The organism is Acinetobacter sp. NS-4, from assembly GCF_037402435.1.
Lineage (GTDB): Bacteria > Pseudomonadota > Gammaproteobacteria > Pseudomonadales > Moraxellaceae > Acinetobacter.
Map to the genome: position 1 here is coordinate 158901 of NZ_JBBEUE010000004.1, position 26119 is coordinate 185019.

General features: G+C 41.6%; 19 protein-coding genes and 7 tRNA genes. 19 read left to right on the forward strand and 7 right to left on the reverse strand.

Translation table 11 applies throughout. The features are described 5' to 3' along the window. Positions 1 to 59 precede the first annotated feature (59 nt). From WAE57_RS04895 to WAE57_RS04910, 4 genes are read left to right on the forward strand one after another with little or no spacing between them, the layout of a single operon-like run. Positions 60 to 1529, forward strand: coding sequence for a hypothetical protein (locus WAE57_RS04895; protein ID WP_337708795.1), 1470 nt, complete (start codon positions 60 to 62; stop codon positions 1527 to 1529). Positions 1530 to 1542: 13 nt separating this feature from the next. Further along, positions 1543 to 2190, forward strand: a complete 648-nt coding sequence (locus WAE57_RS04900; RefSeq protein WP_337708797.1) for a hypothetical protein — start codon at positions 1543 to 1545, stop codon at positions 2188 to 2190. Positions 2191 to 2222: 32 nt separating this feature from the next. Then, the gene (locus WAE57_RS04905; RefSeq protein WP_337708799.1) at positions 2223 to 4484 is read left to right on the forward strand and encodes a DUF6160 family protein; all 2262 of its coding nucleotides are present in this window, start codon (positions 2223 to 2225) and stop codon (positions 4482 to 4484) included. Positions 4485 to 4507: 23 nt separating this feature from the next. After that, on the forward strand, positions 4508 to 5890 hold the full coding sequence (locus WAE57_RS04910; RefSeq protein ID WP_337708800.1) for a hypothetical protein: 1383 nt from the start codon (positions 4508 to 4510) through the stop codon (positions 5888 to 5890). A gap of 63 nt (positions 5891 to 5953) precedes the next feature. On the opposite strand, the gene WAE57_RS04915 is transcribed toward WAE57_RS04910, so the two are convergent. The 4 genes from WAE57_RS04915 to WAE57_RS04930 all read right to left on the reverse strand — a co-directional run bounded on the left by WAE57_RS04915 (position 5954) and on the right by WAE57_RS04930 (position 12727). Further along, positions 5954 to 7669, reverse strand: coding sequence for a proline--tRNA ligase (locus tag WAE57_RS04915; protein WP_337708802.1), 1716 nt, complete (start codon positions 7667 to 7669; stop codon positions 5954 to 5956). A 96-nt stretch (positions 7670 to 7765) separates the two neighbouring features. After that, a complete protein-coding gene (locus WAE57_RS04920) occupies positions 7766 to 10870 on the reverse strand; it encodes an efflux RND transporter permease subunit (RefSeq protein ID WP_337708804.1) in 3105 nt (1034 codons plus the stop codon). Positions 10871 to 10893: 23 nt separating this feature from the next. Beyond that, positions 10894 to 12003, reverse strand: a complete 1110-nt coding sequence (locus tag WAE57_RS04925) for an efflux RND transporter periplasmic adaptor subunit (RefSeq protein ID WP_337708806.1) — start codon at positions 12001 to 12003, stop codon at positions 10894 to 10896. A 79-nt stretch (positions 12004 to 12082) separates the two neighbouring features. Next, positions 12083 to 12727 carry a hypothetical protein gene (locus WAE57_RS04930; RefSeq protein ID WP_337708808.1) on the reverse strand — a complete coding sequence of 215 codons (645 nt, stop codon included), beginning with the start codon at positions 12725 to 12727 and terminating at the stop codon, positions 12083 to 12085. A gap of 280 nt (positions 12728 to 13007) precedes the next feature. On the opposite strand from WAE57_RS04930, the gene pilG reads away from it, so the two are divergent. From pilG to WAE57_RS04960, 6 genes are all read left to right on the forward strand, one after another. After that, positions 13008 to 13391 (forward strand): twitching motility response regulator PilG, encoded by a 384-nt coding sequence (gene pilG, locus WAE57_RS04935; RefSeq protein ID WP_086174807.1) that lies wholly within the window; start codon positions 13008 to 13010, stop codon positions 13389 to 13391. Between the two features lie 23 nt (positions 13392 to 13414). Continuing rightward, a complete protein-coding gene (locus tag WAE57_RS04940; RefSeq protein WP_086174806.1) occupies positions 13415 to 13783 on the forward strand; it encodes a response regulator in 369 nt (122 codons plus the stop codon). A gap of 5 nt (positions 13784 to 13788) precedes the next feature. Beyond that, positions 13789 to 14325 carry a chemotaxis protein CheW gene (locus WAE57_RS04945; RefSeq protein WP_086174805.1) on the forward strand — a complete coding sequence of 179 codons (537 nt, stop codon included), beginning with the start codon at positions 13789 to 13791 and terminating at the stop codon, positions 14323 to 14325. A 45-nt stretch (positions 14326 to 14370) separates the two neighbouring features. Further along, a complete protein-coding gene (locus WAE57_RS04950) occupies positions 14371 to 16443 on the forward strand; it encodes a methyl-accepting chemotaxis protein (protein WP_337708812.1) in 2073 nt (690 codons plus the stop codon). A gap of 173 nt (positions 16444 to 16616) precedes the next feature. Continuing rightward, positions 16617 to 21095 (forward strand): Hpt domain-containing protein, encoded by a 4479-nt coding sequence (locus WAE57_RS04955; protein WP_337708814.1) that lies wholly within the window; start codon positions 16617 to 16619, stop codon positions 21093 to 21095. A gap of 4 nt (positions 21096 to 21099) precedes the next feature. Beyond that, complete coding sequence (locus WAE57_RS04960) at positions 21100 to 21558, forward strand: hypothetical protein (protein WP_337708816.1); 459 nt, start codon at positions 21100 to 21102, stop codon at positions 21556 to 21558. A 78-nt stretch (positions 21559 to 21636) separates the two neighbouring features. Here WAE57_RS04960 and dapE read toward each other — a convergent pair whose 3' ends face one another. The 3 genes from dapE to WAE57_RS04975 all read right to left on the reverse strand — a co-directional run bounded on the left by dapE (position 21637) and on the right by WAE57_RS04975 (position 24050). Next, positions 21637 to 22773 (reverse strand): succinyl-diaminopimelate desuccinylase, encoded by a 1137-nt coding sequence (gene dapE / locus WAE57_RS04965; RefSeq protein WP_337708819.1) that lies wholly within the window; start codon positions 22771 to 22773, stop codon positions 21637 to 21639. 131 nt (positions 22774 to 22904) lie between these two features. Continuing rightward, positions 22905 to 23054 (reverse strand): entericidin A/B family lipoprotein, encoded by a 150-nt coding sequence (locus tag WAE57_RS04970; protein WP_086174800.1) that lies wholly within the window; start codon positions 23052 to 23054, stop codon positions 22905 to 22907. Positions 23055 to 23180: 126 nt separating this feature from the next. Beyond that, positions 23181 to 24050, reverse strand: a complete 870-nt coding sequence (locus tag WAE57_RS04975; RefSeq protein ID WP_337708821.1) for a DUF1853 family protein — start codon at positions 24048 to 24050, stop codon at positions 23181 to 23183. A 97-nt stretch (positions 24051 to 24147) separates the two neighbouring features. Here WAE57_RS04975 and WAE57_RS04980 point away from each other — a divergent pair, with 97 nt between their 5' ends. The 9 genes from WAE57_RS04980 to WAE57_RS05020 all read left to right on the forward strand — a co-directional run bounded on the left by WAE57_RS04980 (position 24148) and on the right by WAE57_RS05020 (position 26074). Continuing rightward, the gene (locus tag WAE57_RS04980; protein ID WP_337708822.1) at positions 24148 to 24531 is read left to right on the forward strand and encodes a YbaN family protein; all 384 of its coding nucleotides are present in this window, start codon (positions 24148 to 24150) and stop codon (positions 24529 to 24531) included. An 8-nt stretch (positions 24532 to 24539) separates the two neighbouring features. After that, a complete protein-coding gene (gene elsL, locus WAE57_RS04985; RefSeq protein ID WP_337708823.1) occupies positions 24540 to 25067 on the forward strand; it encodes a cell wall-recycling L,D-carboxypeptidase ElsL in 528 nt (175 codons plus the stop codon). A 293-nt stretch (positions 25068 to 25360) separates the two neighbouring features. Continuing rightward, positions 25361 to 25436: transfer RNA gene (locus WAE57_RS04990), tRNA-Val, on the forward strand. Between the two features lie 25 nt (positions 25437 to 25461). Continuing rightward, positions 25462 to 25538: transfer RNA gene (locus WAE57_RS04995), tRNA-Asp, on the forward strand. A 51-nt stretch (positions 25539 to 25589) separates the two neighbouring features. After that, positions 25590 to 25666, forward strand: a tRNA-Asp gene (locus WAE57_RS05000). A gap of 21 nt (positions 25667 to 25687) precedes the next feature. Beyond that, positions 25688 to 25763, forward strand: a tRNA-Val gene (locus WAE57_RS05005). Positions 25764 to 25776: 13 nt separating this feature from the next. Continuing rightward, positions 25777 to 25853: transfer RNA gene (locus WAE57_RS05010), tRNA-Asp, on the forward strand. 31 nt (positions 25854 to 25884) lie between these two features. Beyond that, positions 25885 to 25960 (forward strand) — tRNA-Val (locus WAE57_RS05015). Positions 25961 to 25997: 37 nt separating this feature from the next. After that, a tRNA-Asp gene (locus WAE57_RS05020) sits at positions 25998 to 26074 on the forward strand. Positions 26075 to 26119 lie beyond the last annotated feature (45 nt).

The following is a 26119-nucleotide window of genomic DNA, read 5'->3' on the forward strand; positions in this document are numbered from 1 at the left end:
AAGCATAGGATGAATTAAAAAATAATGATGCGGAGCATCTGATAAAAAGGAAGGTCGTGATGACTCAAAGTTGGAATAATACAAGATTTAAAAAATCTTGTTTGGCGAGTGTGCTCGCAGCTTTACTTAGCCCATCAGTTTATGCGCTTGAATCTTTGTCAGATGATCATCTTTCTGAAACTACCGGTGAAGGGATCGCATTATTGCCTGAAAACTTTAAGATGGTTTTTCAGAGTCCTAACGATATTTCTACTGCTTCAAGTTATAACAATACTGCTATTGTTGCGGCAGACAAACCTAAATACGACACTGGTTTTATCCGTATTATTCCAGTAGGCGAGAACTATACAGGGACGACCGCGACAGATTTAACGACTAAACAGACCAAAGCAGATATTTTTATTTATGGTTTGGCATTATCTAAAACTAATAATGATGCCAATGCTCGTTTTAGTAATACGGGTTTTAACTGGGGAAGCACAGCAAACCCATGGTTGCTTCGTGCAGGTTCTGAACAAAATGTACCCCAATTTAGTACTAACGGTACTATTAGTTATATTGCGCTTGAAGCCCCATTGGCAAAAGTCACAGCAGATAGTACCGAAGACAAGATTAAGTTCGGTTTCTGGACGGATGCATTTTCACGAAAATGGGCGTCGAGTAATGCAATTAATCCTGTGACAGGTGCGCCTGTAGCCAATTCAACAGATACAACGAATGTAGATGATACGGAGTTAAGCAAAAGTCAGCGTATGCGCTTACAGGTCGTCGCCAATGGTTTAAGTATTAATGGATCACAAGTTCGTTTATTCCAGACGCTGACTTCGGGGACTGCACAATATAACCAGACTTTAGGAATGGCATCTATCATAAGGTTGAATACCAATTCAAACCCTGAAAATTTAACTTTTGCGAATACAGCTGCGAGTAAAACTGCGCTTGATGTGAATGTATTACGTATGAGTACCGCCGCTACTGATGATGGTATTGGGGCTACTCCAGCTCTTTTTGCAGGTCGCTTAGCCCCGGTGTTTGATAGTAATGAAGGTTTATACCTTTACAGCCCAAATATTAATTTAGTGCTGGGTAATATGTACCAGCCTTTTATTGTTGGTTCCGAGGGACGTAACATTGTGTTGGAAGTGACGGCAATTCCAAAGGTTGCAGATGTGTATAAGAAAATTTATACCGACTATTCACTCGCTTATTCTTCTGTAGGTGCTAGTAGTGATTACAAAGGTTCTACTTGTAATGTTTATGTTTGCGGTTATAACACAAGCCAGGTTGTAGCAAACGGATCAACAGTTAATTATCAGGGAAACAATGCCACTCATAGCAGTATTGCTATTGGTGGAGTTAGTTATGATTCAACAAAAAATTTATTAAATGCCGATAGGACTGGCACTACAACTGGTGTGGTATTTAGAGGTCCAGGTTCTACACCGACTGCTTCTGCGGTGAATTTAGGTTCGGCTGCTATTGATGGCATGTTAATTCAACATTTGAAATTTAAGACAACGGGACTATAGGGGTGGAATGCTTATGAAATTATTTTTTTATCCTGCCCTCATTATCTTTTCGAGTTTGGTTCATGCAGATCTTGTAGGCTTGAACAGTATAGAGTTGACCGATGTAACTGGACAGGGGGGGGCTGATTTAAGTTGGACATTGTCTTTAAACCATAAGTATGCCAATGACATGTCACTACAAGATATTTCTAATAAAAGTAAAGCCTTTAATACTTTGACGGTAAGCGATATTAACTATGTTTACAACTGTACCAACGACATTTTATGCCGTCTTGCGATTTCACCCAACAATCATGTGGAAAATGGCAATCAAAAATGGTTAGTGTTTAAAAAAATCCAGGGAACATTGCAAATTGACCGTTTCTCCATGGATGGCTCGACCATTACCAACAAAGATGGAAATCCACAAACGGCAATGCAACTTACTTTTTATGATAATGCACCTTTAAAAATTAGAAATTTAGGTTTTGCTGGATTGTCTGTGGAAAGTGGGGCAGAAGGATACTTAAATTCAGAAACTTATGGCACAGAGGCTGGCACATTCGATAAAGGATTAGAAAAAGGATTCATGGGGTTGAATGCACATGGGAATTTACATATCTCAGGTAACCTCAAAATTTTTAGTTATAACTGTGCTGGGACTTCAACTAGTCGCTGCTAGTCAGCTAAGAATTTAAGAATAGGGATATTAGAATGAAAATAATAAAATTAAATATACTGACAGCTTGCGTACTTATTGCTCAGCATGGTTATGCTATTCAAGAGTTAAGTGATCAATCACTAAGTAGTGTGACAGGACAAGACGGAATTTCTATTACGCATGAAATGTCGAAAGCGACAATTACTCAGGCGAATTGGATAGACTATACAGATCAAGGTAATATGAAACTTGGTTTGCAAGGTGTGGAAATTACGGGTAATGGCCAAACAAATATTTTAAGTAAATTAGACTTCGACGTAGGTGCAACTGCGAATGGCACAGGTGTAAAAATAAAAGCCAGTGTGTCCCCTTTTCAGGCGGCAGTGCAAAACATCATGTTGATTTGTGATACCTGTAGCACAGATCAACAGCAAAGTTTAGGTTCTTTAAATATTAAAACAACTACACCGTTTGTCATGAATCTTGAAACAACAAATGGATTATTTAACCGTGATGCGAAAGCTCATCTTGATCTTAATCTGCAAAATGCCAGTATTAGTTATGGGTTAAACAACTATAATCTGACTTTAAAAGATTTTAACTTTAATCTTGCAGCAGATGGTTATTTGTACATTGACCGTAACGAGGGTATTGTCTTAACTACTAAAGCTAGAGATGGTTCAGACAACCTGGTTGATTTAGGGCGCGTACAAGATACGAGTGATGTTAGTTCAGCACGAACGGGAGCGGATGACCCCACCAATCCTGGGGTGAATATTGATATACGTTATGGCACTGGAACTACGCAGAATAACGTTATTCGTATGGGGGCATCAGGCGCAATTGCCAATGGTAAAATCTTTATAAATTCTGACCAAAGTGGTTATCAGAATTTTCATCGCAATACCAATGGTATCCTGACAGGCACTCTAACCGATTACCAGGCTTTAGGTGTAGGTGGTTTGCATTTTGGTATGTCTGGAGAATTTACTCGTACAGGCAATACCTTACTTGGTACAAGCCATAAGCCTACAACTTTGGAAATTGGTCATACTGGACATGGTAGTTATGCCATTGAATTCTCAGATCTGGCACCATTAAAAATACGTACTTCAAATACTGATGTTACTCAATTAAATAGCCAAAATGCCTATATTGATTTCGGTGATATTTATATTAATACTGTCAGTACTAATAATTTAAATTTTATTTATAACGATACCATTGAGAAAGTTTTAGGTAAAAACCCGACAGATTCAAACCAAATTACCTATGCCATTAATGCAGCTAGCACAAAGCAAAATGCGGCATTAATTGCTGTGCGTGGTTTTGATTTTCAGTCTATTGCCCGTACAGCACGTTTTATTTCAGATAATTCAATTGCGAAAATTGACAACCAAACTGCCCATTGGGGTATTGGTATTCCAATTTATAATCTGAATGCAAACTTGGCATTATTTTCAAAAAGTTATAAGTATAAGACTGCAACGACTGACAGCCAAGGGCTGGGCTATAACCTTGTCTTTTCGACTGATGGTTATGGTATTGATCAAAAAACGGGTGAGCCTGCAACAACGTCTATTATTGTAGTTGACGGTGGAACTGGTTCATTTAATGAACCAGTAAATTATTATGCAGGCCTTAGAAATATTGATTCCTACATGAAATCAGATGGATTGATTGGCTTTGAAGATGATGGAATTTATATTAAGGCAGACAATTTATTATTTGCTGCTAAAGCTGAAATTGCGATTGGACAACTGCCAGGATCTTTATATAACTGTCCAGTTGAAACCCCAAGTTGTACTACTAAAAAAATTGTACCCATTGATAATTTTGCCCAAAAAGACGATGTATTGTCTTCTATTGCATTTAAGATAGATGGTAAAGGTGAGCTATTAATTATTCCGGGATCGGAAAGTCCAACTGGTACTGCGGATACGAATTTCTTATCGTTAAAAGCGAATTTTGAATTTAACCCGCCAGGAGTAACAGGTGGGAATGGTAGTTACTTCAGTATTATTAATGAAGATACCAATACAACTACTAATGCAGTAACGTCATCCAGTGTCAATCTAAACAAATTGCAAGGGCGTATTGGTCTTGAGTCTCGTATCAAAGTAAAAAGTGATACCGTGGTGATGGATAATCAAATTAAATTTAATTATGAAAATACAGTCAACTCAACGGTTACCAATAAGGTATTAAAAGCGGAATTGGCATTATCGCCTTCAGCAGGAACAATGCAAAAAATGGCAGATATTGCGATTACGGGTGGGACTATGCGTAGTACGTTAGGGATAACACCGCGTTAAAACAAATACCAAGGATAAAGAAAATGAAAAAAACAATATTTGCAGGCATTGTTGCTTTAGTCTTAGCATTTGTAACATCCACAATGTCTTATGCAATGACGAGTCTAGATGATCAGTCTCTTTCGGATGTAACGGGACAGGCTTTGTTTACACTTACTAAAGAGACTGATTCAACCCAAAGCCTGGATTTTTTTAAACTCGGTTTCCAGGCAGAACTGGCTTTAAATGCCAATATCAAATCACTACAGTTAGGCTGTGGTGGCGATAATGGTGCAGGAAAATGTGATATTGATATTTCAGATTTATCTTTTGGTTGTGTCACAAATGCCTCTGGAACTTGCATTACATTACCTGGTGTAGCCGGACAACCCACAGGTGCAGATTTTAATAATGCGGAGTCTAACCAAGCTGGTTTAAAAGATTTTGTATTAACCAATCCATTTTTTCAGTTTGCGATTAAGGGCGGAAGCAACGCAGCAACCCGCCAGGTAGTGGGAATTCGTTTAGGAGCGGATAAAGCAGAAGGACCGATGAGTATTGGTAATTTGGCATCCTATAGTGGTTATTTGACAGGTAAGACAAATTTAAATATTCAAGCACAAACTAATATTGGAGTAACATGCCAAGGTGGAACCGCAGGTTGTACCTCCGGAGCTGCAAAATATTCTGGTACAGCGTATGGCATGCCATCAGGTGGAACACTAGCTACTGGCTATTTGGGGGTAAAGGACGAGGAAATTTTAAATCTATTAATTGTTAAGGTCAGATATCAGGATATGACAATTGATACCAAAGCAGCATCATCGAGTGCAAATGTTACAGCTAAAGGTACTCGGTTAACACAGGTTGGAATCTCGAATTTATTACTCGGTAAAACAGTGGATGATGTCGTTGCCGGCTTAACGATTAATCAAATCTGCGCGACTCCAGCAATTGGTAGTGGTTGTGATATCATCACTGGGCCTCAAGTGGCTAATTCACTCATGCCTGTACTAAAAACAGGCATTCAAATTTATATGAAGCAACAAACTTTGATTGGTCTCGGTCTAGCTGTTCCAACTCAAGGAGCTTTAGAGCTTGATTCAACCTATAGTGGAAAATTAACAACTTTGCTGAATAATTATATTTTGCCGTATAACTTAAACAATGTTCATCAATTAGACGTCAATTCTAATCTCTTTGGTATAGCCTTAACTGCTTTAGACAGTATTAAATATCCAGGTTATGCAGATTCTGTAGGGAAGGGTTGGTCAATGTATCTTCAAGATGCTTTTACCCTGAATATTAATGACTCATTAACCAATTTGATGTCAAACATGGTGCAAAATGGTAAGGCAGCAGCAGGTAATATTACAACTTTAGCGCCAGCTTATCGGAACTGCTTTGGCTCTTTAAAATTCTGCTAATTGTAAAATTTATAAAATAAAAAATCCCGCCATTGAAGCGGGATTTTTTATTTCAAAGACCAATTACTTTGCAATTTTTGCCAATAATTCTTGTTTAGAAATATTCACAGATTCAGCATCGGTACGACCTTTATATTCGAAAGTACCTGCATCCAGACCTTTTTCACCAATCACAATACGGTGTGGAATACCGGTCAATTCAAGGTCGGAGAATTTCACCCCTGGACGTTCGTTACGATCGTCAAGAAGTACATCATAACCGGCTGCTTGAAGTTCAGTGTAGAGTTCTTCTGCAGCAGCCAATGCACGTGGTGACTTATGTGCATTCATTGGAACTATGGCAACTTCAAAAGGTGCGATTGCTGCTGGCCAGATAATGCCTTTATCATCAAAGTTCTGTTCAATGGCAGAGGCTACCACGCGCGTTACCCCAATACCATAACAACCCATAGTCACAACCAGTGGCTTACCATCTTCGCCTAAGACCTTACAGCCTAAAGCTTCAGAGTATTTTTGACCAAGCTGGAAAATGTGCCCGACTTCAATACCGCGTTTGATTTGTAGTGTGCCTTTACCATCTGGAGATGGGTCGCCTTCAACCACATTACGCAAGTCATAAACTTCAGTAAAGGTTGCATCACGTTCCCAGTTTACGCCAGTTGCATGTTTGTCGGCTTCATTTGCACCGGCAACAAAATCAGAAAGGACTGATGCTGCACGGTCAACAATAACGGTAATGCCTTTTTCAATCAAACCTTGTGGCCCAATGAAACCAGTGGTTAAGCCAAGTTCAGCAATTTGTGCTTCAGTTGCAAATGTTAAAGGTGCTGCAATTAAAGAATGCTTTTCAGCTTTAATTTCATTGAGTTCATGGTCACCGCGAAGGAATAATGCCACCACAGGTACATTGCCTTTTTCATCCGCGATACCTTGTACGAGCAATGCTTTTACAGATTTCGCAGCATCAGTACCTAAGAAGTTCGATACATCAGCAATAGTTTTTTGATCTGGTGTATCAACCAGTTTCAATTCTTGGGTTGCAGCTGCACGTTCACCGACTAGAACAGCTTCAGCCATTTCAACGTTCGCTGCATAATCAGATTCGGTAGAGAAGGCGATATCATCTTCACCACTTGAAGCTAAAACGTGGAATTCATGTGAGCCTGAACCACCAATTGAGCCAGTGTCCGCTTGTACCGGGCGGAAGTCTAAGCCCAAACGGCTAAAGATACGGCAGTAAGTGTCGTACATCACGTCATAAGTTTCTTGTAGAGAAGCTTGATCGATATGAAAAGAATAAGCATCTTTCATGATGAATTCACGTGAACGCATTACGCCAAAACGAGGACGCACTTCATCACGGAATTTGGTTTGAATCTGGTAAAAATTGATTGGAAGCTGCTTGTAACTTTTCAGTTCATTGCGCGCAAGATCGGTGATGACTTCTTCATGCGTTGGGCCAAGTACAAAATCGTTGTTATGGCGGTCTTTAAAACGTAAAAGCTCTGGACCATATTGCACAAAGCGGCCTGATTCTTCCCAAAGGCTCGAAGGCTGGGTTACTGGCATGAAGACTTCAAGCGATCCGGCACGGTTCATTTCTTCACGTACAATTGCTTCAACTTTATTTAGCACACGTACGCCCATCGGCAACCAAGTGTATAAACCCGAAGCCAATTTACGAATCATTCCCGCACGTAACATGAGCTGATGTGAAATAACTTCAGCATCATTTGGGGTTTCTCTTAACGTAGCAAATAAAAAGCGACTCGCGCGCATGGAAACTGTCCTGATAATTAAGCGTTAAAGCATAAGATTATATGATAAAAAATGAGGTGAACATTTCAGAATGTCACCTCAAAGTTATGGCTTTTATTATGCCATGATTTTTCGGATTTGGCGCGTCATAAAATTCTTCAAGTCATCCAGATAGGTAAAGATAACGGGTACAACCACCAGCGTTAACAATGTGGAGGTAATGACGCCGCCAATTACGGCATGCGCCATAGGGGCACTTTGTTCGCCACCTTCACCCAGACCCAGTGCCAGAGGAATCATCCCCATCACCATGGCGCTGGTGGTCATTAAAATAGGGCGTAGTCGGGTTTTTCCCGCTTCAATAATCGCCTCATATCGATCAACCCCACGATCCATGGCTTTTTTAATGAAGTCAATCAACAGGATGGCATTCTTGGTCACCAAGCCCATCAGCATGATAATGCCAATAATGGAAAACAGGTTCATGGTGGAATTAAACAGGAATAAAGCCAGAAACACTCCAATTAGCGAGAGCGGAAGGGAAGCCATAATTGCTGCAGGGTGAATGAAGCTGTTAAATTGTGAACCCAGTACAATATAGATAAACACAATGGAAAGGGTAATGGCTGTTAAAGCATAGCCTGCCGATTCTGCCATGTCTTTATTTGCGCCCTGCGTAGCAAAACTATAATCCGGTGGCAAATCAAAGTTATCTTCAATTTTTTTGATATCTGCACCAATATCACCTGCAGGTCGGCCTGCTGTATTGGCTTTTACCAGTACTTCACGAGCCAAATCACGACGGGTAATTTGCGATGCACCCATCGTTTCGTTAAAGGATGCCACACTCGCTAACGGTATTAAAATAGGCTGGCCTGAAGCATCGGTTTTCTGTGAGTTCAAATAAAGATTTTGTATATCACTCGGTAGGGTGCGTCTGTTTTCGGTCAGGCGAAGATTGACATCATAGGTTTCGCCTTTTTCATCTTGCCAGGTGGTTACGTTATCGCCTGCAATTAAGGGACGGATGACACTGGCAATTTGATTGACAGAAAGGCCTAAATCACTCGCCAAGACCCGATTGATATGAACTGCCAGGGTCGGCTTAGGTTCTTTCAGCGAACTTTCAAGATCGACGATACCTTCTACTTTAGAAATTTCTGCAAGAAAGCGATCGGAGATTTTTTGCAGTTCGTTTAGATCGGGTCCTTTAATGGAAATAAGAACCGGCTTTTGTCCACCAGAAACAGTTTCATCTGCAGAAGCCACAGAAGTAATGGTAATCCCAGCTACGCTTTGTAGGCGCTGGCGAAACTCGTTATTCAGTTGGGTCAGTGTTTTAGCACGTTCCAGACGAGGGGTAACCCTGACGCGTATGCTGACATGGTTTTTACCACGATCCGTTACCCCATTGATAATGCTGTAGGTATTACGTACATCTGGATGCTGGCGCAGAATATTTTCCACTTGCAGTAACTTGGCTTGTGAATATTCGAGTGAGGCATCTACAGGCGTTTCAAATTTAATCCGAATTTCATTCTTGTCTGGAACAGGAACAAATTCTGTACCAATCAATTTGGATAAACCCAATGCACCAAAAAGTGAAGCGACTGCAACCATCAGGGTTAAAATGCGGAAGCGTAATGCCAGTTTTAACAGCTTTTCATAGTAATGGCTTAAATGATCAAGTTTTTTGGATATCCAGTTAAAGAAGCGTTTGATTCTGCCGGGTTTTTTGTTTGGATCATGTTTTTCAGCCCAGTGCGCAGAAAGCATGGGATCGAGGGTAAAACTGACAAACATCGAAATCAGCACTGCAGCACTGACGGTTACCCCAAATTGATAGAAGAATTTACCAATAATTCCGCCCATAAATGCAACCGGCAAAAATACCGCAACAATGGTGAGCGTGGTAGCTAAAACCGCCAGCCCAATTTCTTTGGTTCCATCCAGTGCCGCCGTAACGGCATCCTTACCCATATCGGCATGGCGGACAATATTTTCGCGCACTACAATGGCATCATCAATCAGCAGACCAATACTGAGGGATAATGCCAGCAAGGTCATCATGTTGATGGTAAAGCCAAAAGCCCAAATAAAGGTTAATGTACCCAGCAGGGAAATCGGTAAGGTCAGTCCGGTAATTGCAGTAGAGCGAAAAGAACCTAAAAACAGTAAAACAATCAGAACGGCGAGCACTGCGCCTTCAATAATGGTACGTGCAACATCTTGAATACTGCCACGAATTCCTCGAGAACTGTCCACTGCAACTTTAGCCACGGTACCCTTGGGCAGTTGCTTCTCGATTTTTTCTATGGCTTTATAGCTTGCGTTGACCACATCAATCACATTGGAATCGGAATTGCGCAAAATATCCATTGCGACCGCAGCTTTACCATTTAAATAAGCGCTTGATTCAAAATCGGCTTGACCATCTTCAATGCTTGCCACCTGTTTTAAGTAAATAGGAGCACCATTTTTATTGGCAATAATCAAATCACCAAAAGCTTGCGGATGAATCACTTTAGACTTGATTTCCACCACCAGTTCTGAGGTCGGCTGTTTTAAAGTTCCTCCTGGAACTTCAATATTTTCACCTTTCAAGGTATTGATGACCTTGTCTACACCGATGCCAAAGCTTTGCAGTTTTTGCGAATCGACCTCAATACGAATCTGGCGTTGGGCATCGCCCAGTAAATTGACTGTACCAACGCCCGGTACAGTTCTAAGTTGCGGGACAATTCGCTGACTTAAATAGGAGCTCAGGTCGCGTAACGGCATGTTGTCTGATTCAAAAACAATCGACATCACCGCATTGGCGGTAGGGTCATAACGTTCAACGATAGGGTCTTGAATTTCATCTCGAAACTGGGCAGTAACAGGAGCAATTTTATCGCGAATATCCTGGGCGGCTACTGCAGAAGACATATCCAGATTGAATTCGACAATAATGGTCGACAGCCCTTCACTAGACTGGGAAATAATCTGTTTTAAACCTGAAATGGTATTGATCTGGTCTTCCATTTTTTTGGTAATTTCAGATTCAATGGTTTCAGGGGAGGCACCCGGATAGGAGGTATAGATCACAACAAATGGAAAATCGACATCGGGAAATTCTTCTACGCCCATGCGTTGCCAAGATGCCAGCCCCAGTACCAGTAAACACAACATCATCATGATGGTGAAAACAGGATATTTAACGCTAATTCGGGTAAACCACATAAGAACAATCCTGTACTTATTTTTTATTCTTTATTGATGATGACCGCTTGATGAATGTCCTGGTCATTAAATTTAATACGGCTAATTTGGTCAGAGTTTTGCAGTCCTTGAACAACAGCCAAATTGTCCTGATAACGTTGCTCTAAGATCACCAGATTTACTTTTTCAATTTTGTTCTGTCGAATCACCCATACGTAGGGTTTAGCTTTAACATCCTGAATCACATCAAGTGGAATGAGCTGACCTGAAACCTGGGTTGAAGCAAGAATGTTGCCTTCTACGAAAGAACCGATACTGAGTGAGTTAATGGTTTCATTCGGTCTGGCAAAAAATTCAATCTGGCGACTGGCAGGATCGGCAATAGGGGAGACTCGAGTTAAAACCGCAGTCAGTTGCGCTGGATTACCTTGAATGGTGTATTCAATTTGTTGTCCAACCTTCAATGCAGCCTGCATGTCACTTGGCAATTTGGCCTGAATTTCCAATTGATTCGGATCCACGATTTCAAACAGGGTCTGGCCAGCAGCAACGGTTTGGCCGGCATCGACCTGGCGCTGGGTAATCACCCCAGAAATTGGACTATAAATGGTACCTTCACGCTCGGCTTTTTGGGCAATATTGACACTGGCCTGTTGCGCATGCACATTTTCCAGTTGCGCCTGATAGTCGACAGCAGCCTGTTCATATTCAACTTTGGAGATAAAACCTTGATCCAGTAAGCGCTGTTTGCGCTGCATCATATTTTTAGCCAGATTGGCCTGAGCTTGTGCTGCTGACAAATTGGCCTGAGCTTGCGCTAAACGTGCAGCATTATCTTGATTATTCAGGCGAACCAAGACCTGTCCCTTAGCGACCGACTGCCCGACCTGGACATAGACCTGGGTTGCAGTAGCCGTGACCTGAGCCTGTATGCTACTTTGATTGACTGCACGAAGCGTACCGGTAAAAGCACTTTTGGCGACAGAAGTGCCATTCTTCACGGAAACTAGATCTTTTTCAATTAACTCAATTTTTGTTGTTGTTTCTACAGGTTTTTCTATCTCATTTTTTTGGCAAGCTGTTAGAAGTAAAGTTAAACACAGAACGCTGCCGGTTAAATATTGCTTATGGTCACTTAATTTAGATTTTTTCATATGCTGTCCAGATAGCATGTAGCTTCATCCTTTTTATTTATTGTGACTTAAATTAAGTGCTTCATAGCCTAAATACAATTTATTCAAGCGCTTTTAAGCGAGCGATAATATTGTCGTATTCTGCTTGAGTATTTCGATAGTTAATTTGTAATGATTGAATCATTGCTTTTTTTGCTTCAATGTTCTTCTGATTGTTTTCTAAATTATTTTTTAAGCTACTTGGCAGGGCTTCAGCTTTACGCAAGTGTTCAAGCTGCTGACGTTTAAAGTAGATCCGGTCAGTCTGTAATTGTTTTAACTGGTCTTGCTGGAAGGTAATTTGTTTTTTAATACTGACTAATAAGTCATTACGTTTTGTAATTGCAACTTGACTGCTACCATAAGCTTTTTTAAGTTTCAAGTCTGCTGCCTGTTTCTGGGCATGTGCTGCACGTAAGGGAGCCTGTTTGATCTCCAGTTCGCTATTGAAGGCACGATTACGTTTGATCACCTGCATGTTCTGATCCAAAGCTTCATAGCCATGGCGAATATGGTTGGGGGTAACGTTACTACTAATATTGGCCACACCTCTGCTGTCATAATAACGATACCAGGTGGCTTTAGGTGGCAGATTTTCAGCAAATGCCGATACTGCCTGAAAAATGATAAAAGAAAGAAAAATGAATCTTAAGGTCATTTTTTTTTGTGCAATGAAAGCAAGTTTGTATTTAAACTGACTTTGCATTGTAACCCCCGAATAAAAGTTGACTAAATTACTTATTTTAAAAGTAATAAATAGGCTATCTTAGACTTAAAATAAGCAATAAAAAACCTCTGTCTGTCAAAAAAAAATCATTGGTCGGTAGAAAATGTGAAGCTGTTATTGAAAATAAACGAAAGTGAGTCTTTGTGCGGAAAATGTTCATTGAAAAGGCAAGTAAAGATATGTTAAAAATGTTTTTAACTTGTAATAAAATTTTCGACTAAAATTGTTTGTACATTCTAAAAATCGGAAGGGTCATTAAATGGACGATAAATTCCACAATCTAAAAGTGATGGTGATTGATGATTCAAAAACCATTCGTCGTACAGCAGAAACATTACTACAACGTGAAGGTTGTGAAGTCGTGACCGCAGTAGATGGTTTTGAAGCATTGGCAAAAATTGCTGAAGCCAATCCGGATATTGTTTTTGTAGATATCATGATGCCACGTTTGGACGGTTATCAAACTTGTGCACTTATCAAGAATTCACAAAATTATCAAAATATTCCAGTCATTATGCTGTCAAGTAAAGATGGTTTATTTGATCAGGCAAAAGGTCGTGTTGTTGGTTCGGATGAGTATTTAACTAAACCCTTTAGTAAAGATGAATTGTTAAACGCTATCCGCAATCACGTAACAGCATAAGTTTATTTTTATTGGGGAAAAGCATGTCACGTATCCTTATCGTTGATGATTCACCTACAGAGACATTTCGTTTTAAAGAAATTTTAACCAAGCATGGCTTTGAGGTGATTGAAGCGGCAAATGGTGCTGATGGTGTCACAATGGCACAAGCAGAACTGCCAGATCTAGTGTTAATGGATGTGGTAATGCCTGGGGTAAATGGTTTCCAAGCGACACGTCAAATTGCACGTGGTACGACAACAAAACACATTCCGATTGTGATTGTCAGTACCAAAGATCAGGCAACCGACCGAGTTTGGGGGAAACGTCAGGGGGCGAGTGATTATTTGACTAAACCTGTAGACGAAAAACAATTAATTGATGTGATTAAACACCACCTCAATGCAGGATAAGCTCTATGGCAGCTAATGGATTTATCGAATTACTTCGGTTGGCGAAACGTGGCAACAAAAACTACGTTACCACTGAAAATGAAGTAAACCGATGGTCAGGCATTGCTTTTGAGATGATGGGGCAATATTTTGTTGCCCCTTTAGGTGAAGTATCTGAAGTGATTTATCCACCTAAATATACGCCGGTTCCCAATACTCAATCCTGGGTAATGGGTTTGGCCAATATTCGGGGACGTTTACTTTCAGTAGCTGATTTGGCGCATTATATTTCGGGGCATCGAAGTCAGTTTTCACCGACTCAAAAAGTATTGTGTATTAGTCATAATGACCATTATGTCGGTTTGGTGGTAGATCAGGTTTTGGGGATTCAACACTTTAACAAGAAAAGTTTCTTTTCTAAACACAGTGAATTAGACAGCAATTTACAAGAATATTGTCAGGGATATTTTTATCAACATAATCAACACTGGCATGTTTTTTTATTTAGTCGTTTATTGCAAAACCCAAAATATATGAATGCCTCTATAAAATTTATAAATTAATAGTCGCACGCTAAAGAATGATAGCGCAACTCGGGGAGAAGCTGGATGGGCTTTAAACTTAAAAAGAAGAATACAAGTGAAGGCACCAGCCGTAAGGGTGGGAATGCTTTATTAGCAAAGATTCAATCACAAACAGAGCAATTATCACGTGTATTTGGTGACAGTGAAAAGTCCAAACCATTAATTTTGGGCGCAGCATTTTCTCTGGTCGTAGCACTATTCCTATTATTGTACTTATTCTATAGTGTGCCGCGTAACAACGAATTGACACGTAGTGTCGGTGATTTGCGTCTGTTATCACAGACCATTTCACGTCAGGCTACTGATGCAACAGCTTCTGGAACCAAAGAATCGATTGATAAATTAGTTCAATCGCAAAAAGACTTTGCTGAAAACTTGGAGGTGGTTAAAGATATTCATCCACATACGGCTGCATTGATTGAAGTAGAAAAGCAGTGGAAAACGATATCGGAAGGGATTGATTTAATTTCATCTCAACAAAAAATGATTAACCAGCTTTACGATACCAACATTGCGATTGGTGAATCGATTCCGGGGATTCAGGCAGAATATAACCTAATGGTTGACCAAATGGCACGTCAAAACATGCCAAGTAACCAGGTGGTGATTGCGAAAAACCAGGTATTCATTGCAGAACGTATTCTTCGTTCGATCAGTTCTGTATTAGCGGGTAGTGATAACTCACGTGAATCTGCAGATGACTTCAGTGCCGATACCGAAACTTTTGGTTCTTACCTGAATGCCCAGCTGAATGGTAGTGCAGAACTGGGTGTAGAGAGTATTACTGATCCAGCATTACGTGAATCGCTTAGTGGTATTAAAAGCGAATATGATGATGTACTGAAATCTGCATCTGCAACGATCCTTAAAAACTCGACTCAAATTGTAAAAGTACGTCAAGCTTCTGCTTCAATTTTTGCCCAGTCAGATGAATTGTTAACTAACCTGAATAAGCTATCCGGCGGTTCAAGCTTGGCGATTGCACTTCCTGCATTGCTATTAATCTTGTGTCTGGTTGCTTTCCTGTTTGCTGTATTCAAATTACTTGCATTACGTGGCCAGTCAGATAAACAGCGTGTAGCAAGCTTGCAAGAAGAATATGACCGTAACCAAAACGCGATTTTACGTTTACTGGATGAAATTGCCGATTTGGCAGATGGTGATTTGCGTTCATACGCAACGGTATCTGAAGATTTTACTGGTGCAATTGCCGACTCCATTAACTTCGCGATTGACCAGTTACGTGACCTTGTATCGCGTATTACCGATACATCGCAAGAAGTTGCGCAATATACCGCTAATACGCAGGGCATTACCAACCAGTTAGCCGAAGCATCTGAACACCAGGCGCAAGAAATTGCCGGTGCATCTGCCGCAATTAATGAAATGGCAATGTCAATTGACCAGGTATCTTCAAACGCTGAAGAATCGGCAGTCGTTGCGGAACGTTCGGTAAAAATTGCTGCCAATGGTGCGGATGTTGTAAACCGTTCTATTGAAGGTATGGATACCATTCGTGAGCAGATCCAGGAAACTTCAAAGCGTATTAAACGTTTGGGTGAGTCTTCTCAGGAAATTGGTAACATCGTTGCCTTGATTAACGATATTGCCGACCAAACCAACATCCTGGCATTGAACGCTGCAATTCAGGCATCGATGGCAGGGGAAGCAGGTCGTGGTTTCGCCGTGGTAGCCGATGAGGTACAGCGTCTTGCGGAACGTTCAGCATCTGCAACCAAACAGATCGAAGGCTTGGTAAAAACCATTCAAACGGATACCAACGAAGCGGTAATTTCGATGGAACAAACCACTTCGGAGGTTGTACGTGGTGCGAACTTGTCTAAAGATGCCGGTGTGGCACTGGATGAAATCCAAAACGTATCCAGCAACCTGGCGAAATTGATTGCCAACATTTCTGATGCTGCAAAACTTCAGTCTGCTTCTGCAGGTCATATTGCAACCACGATGAATGTTGTACAAGAGATTACCTCGCAAACCACCACAGCAACATTCGATACAGCACGTTCGGTATCTGAATTGGCAAATATGGCCGAATCATTACGTGAATCTGTAACTGACTTTAAATTACCTGACTAAGGTAAGACCGAAGCCTTGTGATGATATACCTTGCTTGCGGGCAAGGTATATCCGAAAAACACAGATAATGCATCGACAAGATGAACTTAACTTCAAAGTTAGGTCTCGCGTGATGGTGACAATTAAGTTTGAGTGCCCTTCTTGGTGGCAAATCAACGTAAGAAGCCTAAGCTATGAAAGAAATATTAAAAAATTTAGTTGAAACGACAACGCTTCCTGAAGATAGTTATCTTGATCAAGATGCAGAAATTTTAGAAATTTTTGTTGAAGAAATAGAAGAGATTTTCGTTGAATTAAGTACTTTATTTGTTCAATGGTTTGAAAATCCACAAGATCAGGAAACCTTGACTACGATTCGTCGCCATTTCCATACCCTTAAAGGCTCTGGACGCATGGTGGGGGCAAAGTCGTCTGGCGAATTGGCGTGGTCGGTTGAAGATACCTTGAATCGTGTCATTTCCGGCACAGTAGTTTTGGACAGCACAGTTCAACGGTTTGCTCAAACTGTATTTAATATTTATCAATATAAGTTATACCCAATTTTTAAAACGGTACAAAATGCTGATATCGACTTAAGACCTCTCGTATTATTGGGGCAGCAAATACAGCAGCAGGTCAGCATAGAGCCTGCATTAGAAGAGTTACTTGAGCTGTCTAGCAGCTTGACCAGTGTAGATAGCCCCACTGGCTTAGAGTTACATGACCTATCATCTAGTGAAATAGAAATTGAAGCAGCAAGCGAAACTACTGCTAATGAAGAGCCTGTTGCAGCAGAAGACAATAATTATCTAGAAGAAACGGTTGCAATCTTTATTGAAGAAGCGGAAGAGCATCTGCTTACGATTGATCAGTTCCTGAAAAATGAACCGGAAAAACAGCAGGATTATAATGGCCTGATCCGTGCCTTGCATACCTTGCGTGGCAGCTCTTCAATGGCTCAAATTGAACAAATTTTTGAAGCCAGTACCAAGGTTGAAAACCTATTTAAAACGCTTTTACAAGAAGAGATTGTTTCTACATCGGCACAGACTGCTTTGCTGATTCAATATGCTGAATTTGTCCGTGATTATTTACATACCTTAAGACAGGGGCAAACCCAGAAGCTGGATGCGATTTATGCCACCTTTAACACGGCATGGGACAGTTACGGTTTCACTTCGATAGAAGTGGATGAAGATGTCAACCCGCAAGGTCTAGTGTCCAAACTGGTTGAACTGAATATCGACTTGCTGTTGGATGCAGAGTTCGAATTCGATAAACGCGCCAAAGTTGAATATCCGGAATATATCCAGGCTTTAAGTGAACAGGCACAACAGTTATTGGATCATACCGATAACCGTGCTGCGATGGGTATTCATCAATTTACCAATGAATTGAAGTCTAGCTATGAGGCACTGGTATCCAAGCCAGAACTGCTTAATATTGATTATGCCTATGAATTGTTCGGACAGGCACATCAAGAATTTATTCATCTGTTTGATACCCTGGCAGCGGGTCAGCGCGTTATTTTAACGGAAGATGTTCAGAAAATACTGAGTGACCTAGCGGCCTTTGTTCAGCAAGACCTTGAACAGTTTGAAGCTGAAGAACCGGGTGCTGAAATTCAAGCCAAAGCAGTCTCAGCTATTGCTTCAGGCAGTGTGGATCTGGCGCAAATTTCACAAAAAATACGTTCAGATCGTGCGCAAATGCATGCCGCTGATGCAAACAGTGATTTTGATGAAGATTTGCTGGAGATCTTCCTGGAAGAAGCAGAAGAATTGTTAGGCGGGATTGATCAGGACTTGAATACCTGGTCGAAAGATCCATCCGATACAGCGGCACTGAATAATTTAATGCGTTATTTGCATACCCTCAAAGGTGGTGCAAATATGATTCAGGCGACTCATATTGGTTTAATCTCGCATGAATTAGAAAGCATTTATGAGCGGGTGATTCGTCAGCAAATTGAAGTCAATCCACAACTCATTAGTATTATTCGTTTAGTACAAGATGATATTTCCGATCGTATTCAAGTCATTCGTGATGAGCAGATTGACTATGCTGGTACTGAATCGATTGAAATTTTAAGAAATATTCAAGCGATCGCTCAAGGTAGCGTGGTGGTAAGCGCTGCAGTTGCAGAAGTCGAAGCGATAGCTGTACCTGAAGTCGCGACTGAAATTGAAGAACTTGGAACTACAATTGAAATTGAAGCCGAAACTGAAACAGTTGCTGAGGAATTAGCAGAACCTGTGGCAATTTCAGCCGCAGAAGTCGAAACAGTTGCTGAAATTACCTTGATAAGTCCGGTTCATGTTGAAGATCCAGATGATAGTATCCGTTCAATTGCACAGGAAACATTCCTGGAAGAAGCAGAAGAGATTCTGGAGTCTACGGATGGCTTGTTGAAGCAATGGTTTGATCAGCGTAGTGACCGTAGCTTGCTGCTTCAATTACAACGTGCAGCCCACAGTTTGAAAGGTGGTGCGCGAATGGTTGAAAATGAACCGGTAGGGGCCATTGCCTATCAGTTGGAAACCACATTCGAACGCTTTGCGGTGCATCAGTTCAACTCGAATGTTTATGACCTGTTATTGCAAACAACCTTTGCATGGTTAAAACAGGCGATCTTCGAGCAAGATTACAGTAATTACGACAGTATTAAGTTAAGCTTAGAGTCAATTGAATTTGTTGATGTAACGGCGAAATTGCCAAATCGTGCCACTCAGCCCGATACGCTTACAACGGTTAAAGCCTTTGAATTCGTTCAGGGTGATGGTACGGAACCACCGGCAATGCTGGGTGAATGGGGTACAAGTACTCAACAGGACAACAGCAATGAAATGATCCGTATTTCTGCCGATCTGGTGGAAAAAATGATCGATTTGTCTGGTGAAAATGCGATTAACCGTTCGCGTATTGAAATGGACTTGGGCCAGTTTGGTAATACGCTGAACGAGATGGAATTGGCGATCAAGCGTCTGGCTGACCAGTTACGTCGAATGGAAGGTGAGCTAGAATCGCAAATTATTGCCAAACATGGTGACACTTCACGTTATGCTGACTTTGACCCATTGGAGATGGACCAATATTCATCATTGAACCAGTTGTCAAAATCACTGGCGGAATCTGCATCTGACTTGGTGGACTTTAAAACGACCTTGTCTGAAAAGATTCGCGATACCGAAGGCTTATTGTTACAACAATCACGTATTCAAGCCGAGATTCAGGAAAGCTTGATGCGTACCCGTCTGGTACCATTTGACCGTTTATTGCCACGTTTACAACGTATCGTGCGTCAAACCTCGTCGACATTGAACCGTCCAGCGGAGTTAATTGTTCAAAACACTGAAGGTGAATTGGACCGTAACATTCTTGAACGTCTGGTGACTCCGTTTGAGCACATGCTACGTAACGCGATTGACCATGGTCTGGAAGACACTCATGTACGACATGAGCTACAGAAGCCTGAAGTTGGGAAAATTGTCCTCAATATTAGCCGTCAGGGTACTGACGTACTGGTCTCATTTAGTGATGACGGTAAAGGGATTGATGAAGCAAGAATTAAAGAAAAAGCGCTCAGCTTGGGTTTAATTAAAGCCGATCAATCCATTGATAAGCAGGAAATCCTGCAATTAATTTTCCATCCTGGATTTACTACTGCCAAAGAAGTGACCCAAATTTCCGGACGCGGTGTTGGTCTGGACGTGGTGCAAAGCGAAATTAAGGCGCTGGGTGGGCATATTTCCATCGAGTCTGAATTGGGTAAAGGTACTACCTTTACCATTCGGGTACCGACCACAGTAGCGGTGAGTGATGCCTTGATGGTGAAATCTGGTGATCAGCAGTTTGCGATTTCACTGGCACAAATCGACCGTATTGTACGTATTGCACCATCTGCGCTGGAGCAGTATTTCAACAGTAAAGATGACTTCTTTAAAATTGATAATACCAGCTATAAACTGCGTTACTTGTCTGAATTCGTATCCAACCAGCCTTTACCGCGTTTAAGTAGTATTGCGCATTCTTTACCGGTGCTACTCATTAAGGGTAATAATGGGCAAACCATTGCCTTATTGGTAGATCAGCTGATTGGTTCACGTGCACAAATTGTGGTGAAACCGATCGGTCAGCAATTCTCAAGTGTGGGTGTCATTGCCGGAGCAACCATTTTAGGTGATGGTCAAGTCTGCCTGATTTTGGATGGCCAGAATATTGCCCGCCAAATTCAGAGTACCCAACGTCTTAAACATCTGTCTGATCAGCGTGAGCATTCTCGTTACAGCAATGCGCGCCGCCTGATTATGATTGTGGATGACTCGGTGACTGTACGTAAGGTGACCTCACGTTTGCTTGAGCGTCAAGGCTTTGATGTGGTAACAGCCAAAGATGGTGTAGATGCCATGGAGCAGCTGGAAAATGTCAAACCAGACTTGATGTTGCTGGATATTGAAATGCCACGTATGGACGGATTTGAAGTCACTAACCTGGTTCGTCACCATGACGTGCATCAAAACTTGCCTATTATCATGATTACTTCAAGAACAGGCGAGAAGCACCGTGAACGTGCATTCAGCCTTGGGGTAACGCACTATATGGGTAAACCGTTCCAGGAAGCGGAATTACTGGAAAATGTGGAAAGTTTGTTAGAAGAGACCAGTCAGGGGTAATTAAATGAGCCAAAATAGTGTTTCAAACTCTGCTGTTGATCAAATTTCACAACAAGAGTTATATCACCTTATTACGGTATCTACCGGATTTATCGATACCTATATTATTGGTTGTCATGGCAAGGAAGCGATGATTCTTCCACAAAATATTGTCTTGTCGGCACTGGATAGTGCCACACAAGTACCTTTTGTAGAATGGCATGAACTGAAATTACCGGTATATGCGGTGAATGATCCAGAGCGGAAAACCGGCGTAGCGTTGGTGATTGAAGGGGATGATGTCAGTCAGCGGTTTGCCCTGATGTGCAATGAAATGCCGAAAACCATTCGTCTGCGTATTTCTGAAGTGGTGGATGATGAGCGCACCGTAACAGACCCGGATGTATTTCAGTATGTGCGTATGGGAGATCAGGTGTTTCATGTGCCAAATCTGGCTCACATCCAGTCTTCTTTGGGGTTATAAAACCTAGCGCTTAATCCAATAATGGACAATAAAAAAGGAACCTTAAGGTTCCTTTTTTATTTATGGATTTATTAGTTTTTAGTTAGCCAATAAGCCTTCCAAAATTTGCTCATAAATTTCAGCAAGCGGTTCTAAATCAGCGACATTTACATGTTCGTCAATTTGATGAATGCTGGCATTTAATACCCCGAGTTCGAGCACTTGTGCACCAGTAGGTGCAATAAAGCGACCATCAGAAGTGCCACCACTGGTAGACAGCTCAGTTTCAACACCTGTTACATTACGAATGGCATTTTTTGCTGCATTGACCAGTTCACCCACTGGAGTCAGGAATGGCAAACCAGATAAGGTCCATTCAATATCGTAATTCACTTGATGTCGATCCAGAATTTCCAGAGTACGCTCTTTTAGCTGTTCGGCAGTGACTTCAGTTGAATAACGGAAGTTAAATAAAAGATTCATGGTTCCAGGAACCACGTTGGTTGCACCGGTACCTGCAGAAATATTGGAAATCTGGAAAGATGTAGCCGGGAAATATTCATTACCATTGTCCCACACCGTATCACACAGTTCAGCCAAGGCTTTAGATGCAGTATGAATCGGGTTAATGGCAAGGTGAGGATATGCTACATGGCCTTGTTTACCTTTTACGGTCAATTTGGCATTCAATGAACCACGACGACCATTTTTAACGATATCACCCAATTGATGCGTACTAGAAGGTTCACCGACCAGACACCAGGTCATTTTTTCATTACGTGCTTCTAAAGCTTCTACTACTTTCACGGTACCGTTAATCGACGGACCTTCTTCATCCGAAGTAATAAGGAAGGCAATAGAACCTTTATGATTCGGATATTTGGCAACAAAACGTTCAGAAGCTACCACCATGGCTGCCAGTGCGGTTTTCATGTCGGCACTACCGCGGCCATAAAGTTTGCCATCGCGGATTTCCGGTACAAAAGGATCTGAATTCCAGTCATCTAAACTGCCGGTGGGTACCACATCGGTATGGCCTGCAAAACAAAGCACCGGTGCTTCAGTTCCTTTACGCGCCCACAAATTATCGACGTCTTCAAAACGCATTGGTTCAATATTGAAGCCTATTTTTGCTAAACGTTCCGCCATTATGGTTTGGCAGCTATGATCGATCGGTGTTACAGAAGGCTGACGTAACAGTTGCAAGCTTAAATCAAGGGTAGCGGAAGATGTCATGCGATTTTCATAAGTCGATAAATTTGTCGGTACTATAATAGGCGAATATGCCCTTGAAAGTGAATGACTGCCATAAAATTGCCATAAAAAAACCCTATCTTGGATAGGGTTCTGTGTGTGCTGAAGACAAACTAGTTTTTGCGGATTTCCTCAGAAGTTTTTTCTGCAGTATTGGTCACGGCATCTCCAGCTTTCGATACATCTTTACCCATACCTTTAAAGGTATTACAGCCAGTTAAAGCGAATGCAATAATGAGGGAAGCAGCAAGAATTTTTTTCATCATCATCTCCAAGTAATTCATTATTTTGATGTGAATTCAGGTTAATTAATGCCCAGCGTAAACAATATGGTTTTTTGATGGTAGAAAAGTAAGCATTTGTTATAAAAATAGACAATTCTCATAAAGTTAGCCCTTTACCTTTTGAGAAAGGAGGGGCGAATTTCGGTACATATAGAAATTATTTTGATCTTTTTGCAGATATAACCCATTGCTCCACCAGTGTGCCGTATCGCTACTGATATGCTGTTGCGGACAGATCCATTCTTGTCGTTGTAATCGATAAAAATCAGAAGTTTGCGGTGGAATATGGCTTCCCCAGTAACCTAAGCGGCGTTGCAGATTAACCCAGTTAGGGATAGCGCTTACCGTGCTTTCAATAGGGAGGTAGAGCTGTCCTTTAAGTACCGCAAAACGCTGTTCAATATTATGCTCCAGTGCATCCTCAAATTGAAACTGCTTCTGGCTAAAGTGACTCAACTTGCGCAATAAGGTATCGCTACGGTTTAAGCCATACCAATAAGGCAAGGAAAAATCACGTTCCGCCAAATAGTATTTTAAAGCCACTTCCCAGTGTTCAATGGCCTTGCTTTCGGTATTGAATAACAGGAAGTCGAGTTCACCCAAGGTGCGTGGCCCAGCTATTTTTTGAATGCTATGACCGAGTAATTGATAAGGGTGATAATCTTGCTCGAGCAGCCAGAACCAGATAAACATTTCAAAACGTAATCCCAAACGGGTACTTTTCAGTTGTTGTAAAAAGCTTTCTAACTCTTGCGGATGCTGATCTAAATAAAGCAGTCTGGCACGATAATTTTCAAAATGGCTGTGCCATCTAGCATTGTCGTGAAACTGAAAAGTGTGTTTTAACACCAGTTCGGCAGGAGTATCCGATAAAATATTTGGACTGCATATGCAAAAGGCCAATTGCCGAACCAGTAAATTTTTAAATTGCAGCCAAGGTTCCTTAAGATGAGACGCTTGATTTAAAACAAACATAACCAACCCCTGGTGCTAGATTAAAAAGTGCAGAATGATAACGGATAATATGCAAAAACACTTTATACTACCGCAATTAGATGTATAGGGCAGTGCTATGAAAATGTTGTTTTGGCGAAGTTTGGTGATGATTTTTGTCATCCTGGGCTTTATCGGGGCACTTTTACCGGGTATGCCAACAACAGTATTTCTGATTTTAGCCGCCTGGTCAGCCTCTAAAGGCTGGCCGCAAATGGATGCCTGGTTGCTGAATCATCCTAAATATGGTGCAACATTAAGAGCATGGCGTGAAAATGGCACCGTACCACGCAAGGCAAAATGGTTCGCCAGTATCATGATGCTGATCAGTGGAATTATCATGTTATTTACCACTGCTCCAGTATTGGTAAAAATATTTACCGACTTGACCATGCTTTCGGTTTCAATCTGGCTATGGTTACGTCCTGAACCTTCCGCTAAACCGATCAAAGAAGCAGAGTAATACCTCTCATGTCATATACCTTAGAACAGGCAGATGTCTGGATTGATTTGGCCGAGCAAAGTTTGACCTTGCCTAAGCATCACAAGTCTTATGTCATCTCTAGCGGCAAGAACGGGATCGGTGAGCAGGAAAATTCCGGCAAGACGCCTAGGGGCTGGCATAAAGTGGCACTCAAGTTCGGATATGCAGCGCCTAAAAATGCAGTGTTTAAAGCGCGACAAGAAACTGGTGAAGTATACGATGCTGCATTGGCTGCTCAATGCCCTGAACGCGACTGGATTCTATCGCGCATTCTCTGGTTAAGCGGCCTGGAAGAAAATTTTAATCAGGGTGAGGGCTGTGACACCTTTAAGCGCTATATCTATATTCATGGCACCCCCGATACGGAACCCATGGGGATTCCAATGTCTCATGGCTGTATCCGGATGCGCAATGAAGATGTGATTGAATTATTTGAACTGATCGCTGAGGATGCTCTGGTGTTTATTTCAGAACACCGTTTGAATTCGACGGACTGTAAAATAGGCACTCACTGATAAATAAAGAGGCAAAGCAGTTAAAAGCTGAAAATCCAGGTTTATCGGATTGATTAAAAAATAGCAGTATTTGCCAACAGTTCAAAAACCATGAAAATTTTGCCTTAAAATCATGCCGTGATTTTTCGGGTTTTTACAGGAAATAGTAAATAAGTTATCGAATTTGTTTGTTTTTATAGCGAATAACCTATTTTTTAATCACTCAAACGTAAAAAACCAAAAACAGGCAGAAAAGCGTTTGACAGGCTGCATAGATTCTCTATAATGCACCACACAAACGATGAAGTCGTAAAGGGCGCTTAGCTCAGTTGGTAGAGCGTCTGCCTTACAAGCAGAATGTCGGCGGTTCGATCCCGTCAGCGCCCACCAATCCTTTACGTTAAATGTTTTAAGTGCAGCGGTAGTTCAGTTGGTTAGAATATCGGCCTGTCACGCCGAGGGTCGCGGGTTCGAGTCCCGTCCGCTGCGCCACTTAATTCAGATAACAAGTTGTTTGTACCACAATAGAGACATTGTGTAGATGCAGCGGTAGTTCAGTTGGTTAGAATATCGGCCTGTCACGCCGAGGGTCGCGGGTTCGAGTCCCGTCCGCTGCGCCATTTACATAATAGACCTTTTGAGGGCGCTTAGCTCAGTTGGTAGAGCGTCTGCCTTACAAGCAGAATGTCGGCGGTTCGATCCCGTCAGCGCCCACCAGATTTTTTGCGATGCAGCGGTAGTTCAGTTGGTTAGAATACCGGCCTGTCACGCCGGGGGTCGCGGGTTCGAGTCCCGTCCGCTGCGCCATCCTTAGAATCGAAATTGTAAGACCCTTTGAGGGCGCTTAGCTCAGTTGGTAGAGCGTCTGCCTTACAAGCAGAATGTCGGCGGTTCGATCCCGTCAGCGCCCACCATATCTTCGGATATGAAACTTATTTATAAGTTTGCCGTGCAGCGGTAGTTCAGTTGGTTAGAATATCGGCCTGTCACGCCGAGGGTCGCGGGTTCGAGTCCCGTCCGCTGCGCCATTTTCTAGATTCCTTGTTCTAGATCATGGTTACATCCAGCAAGAT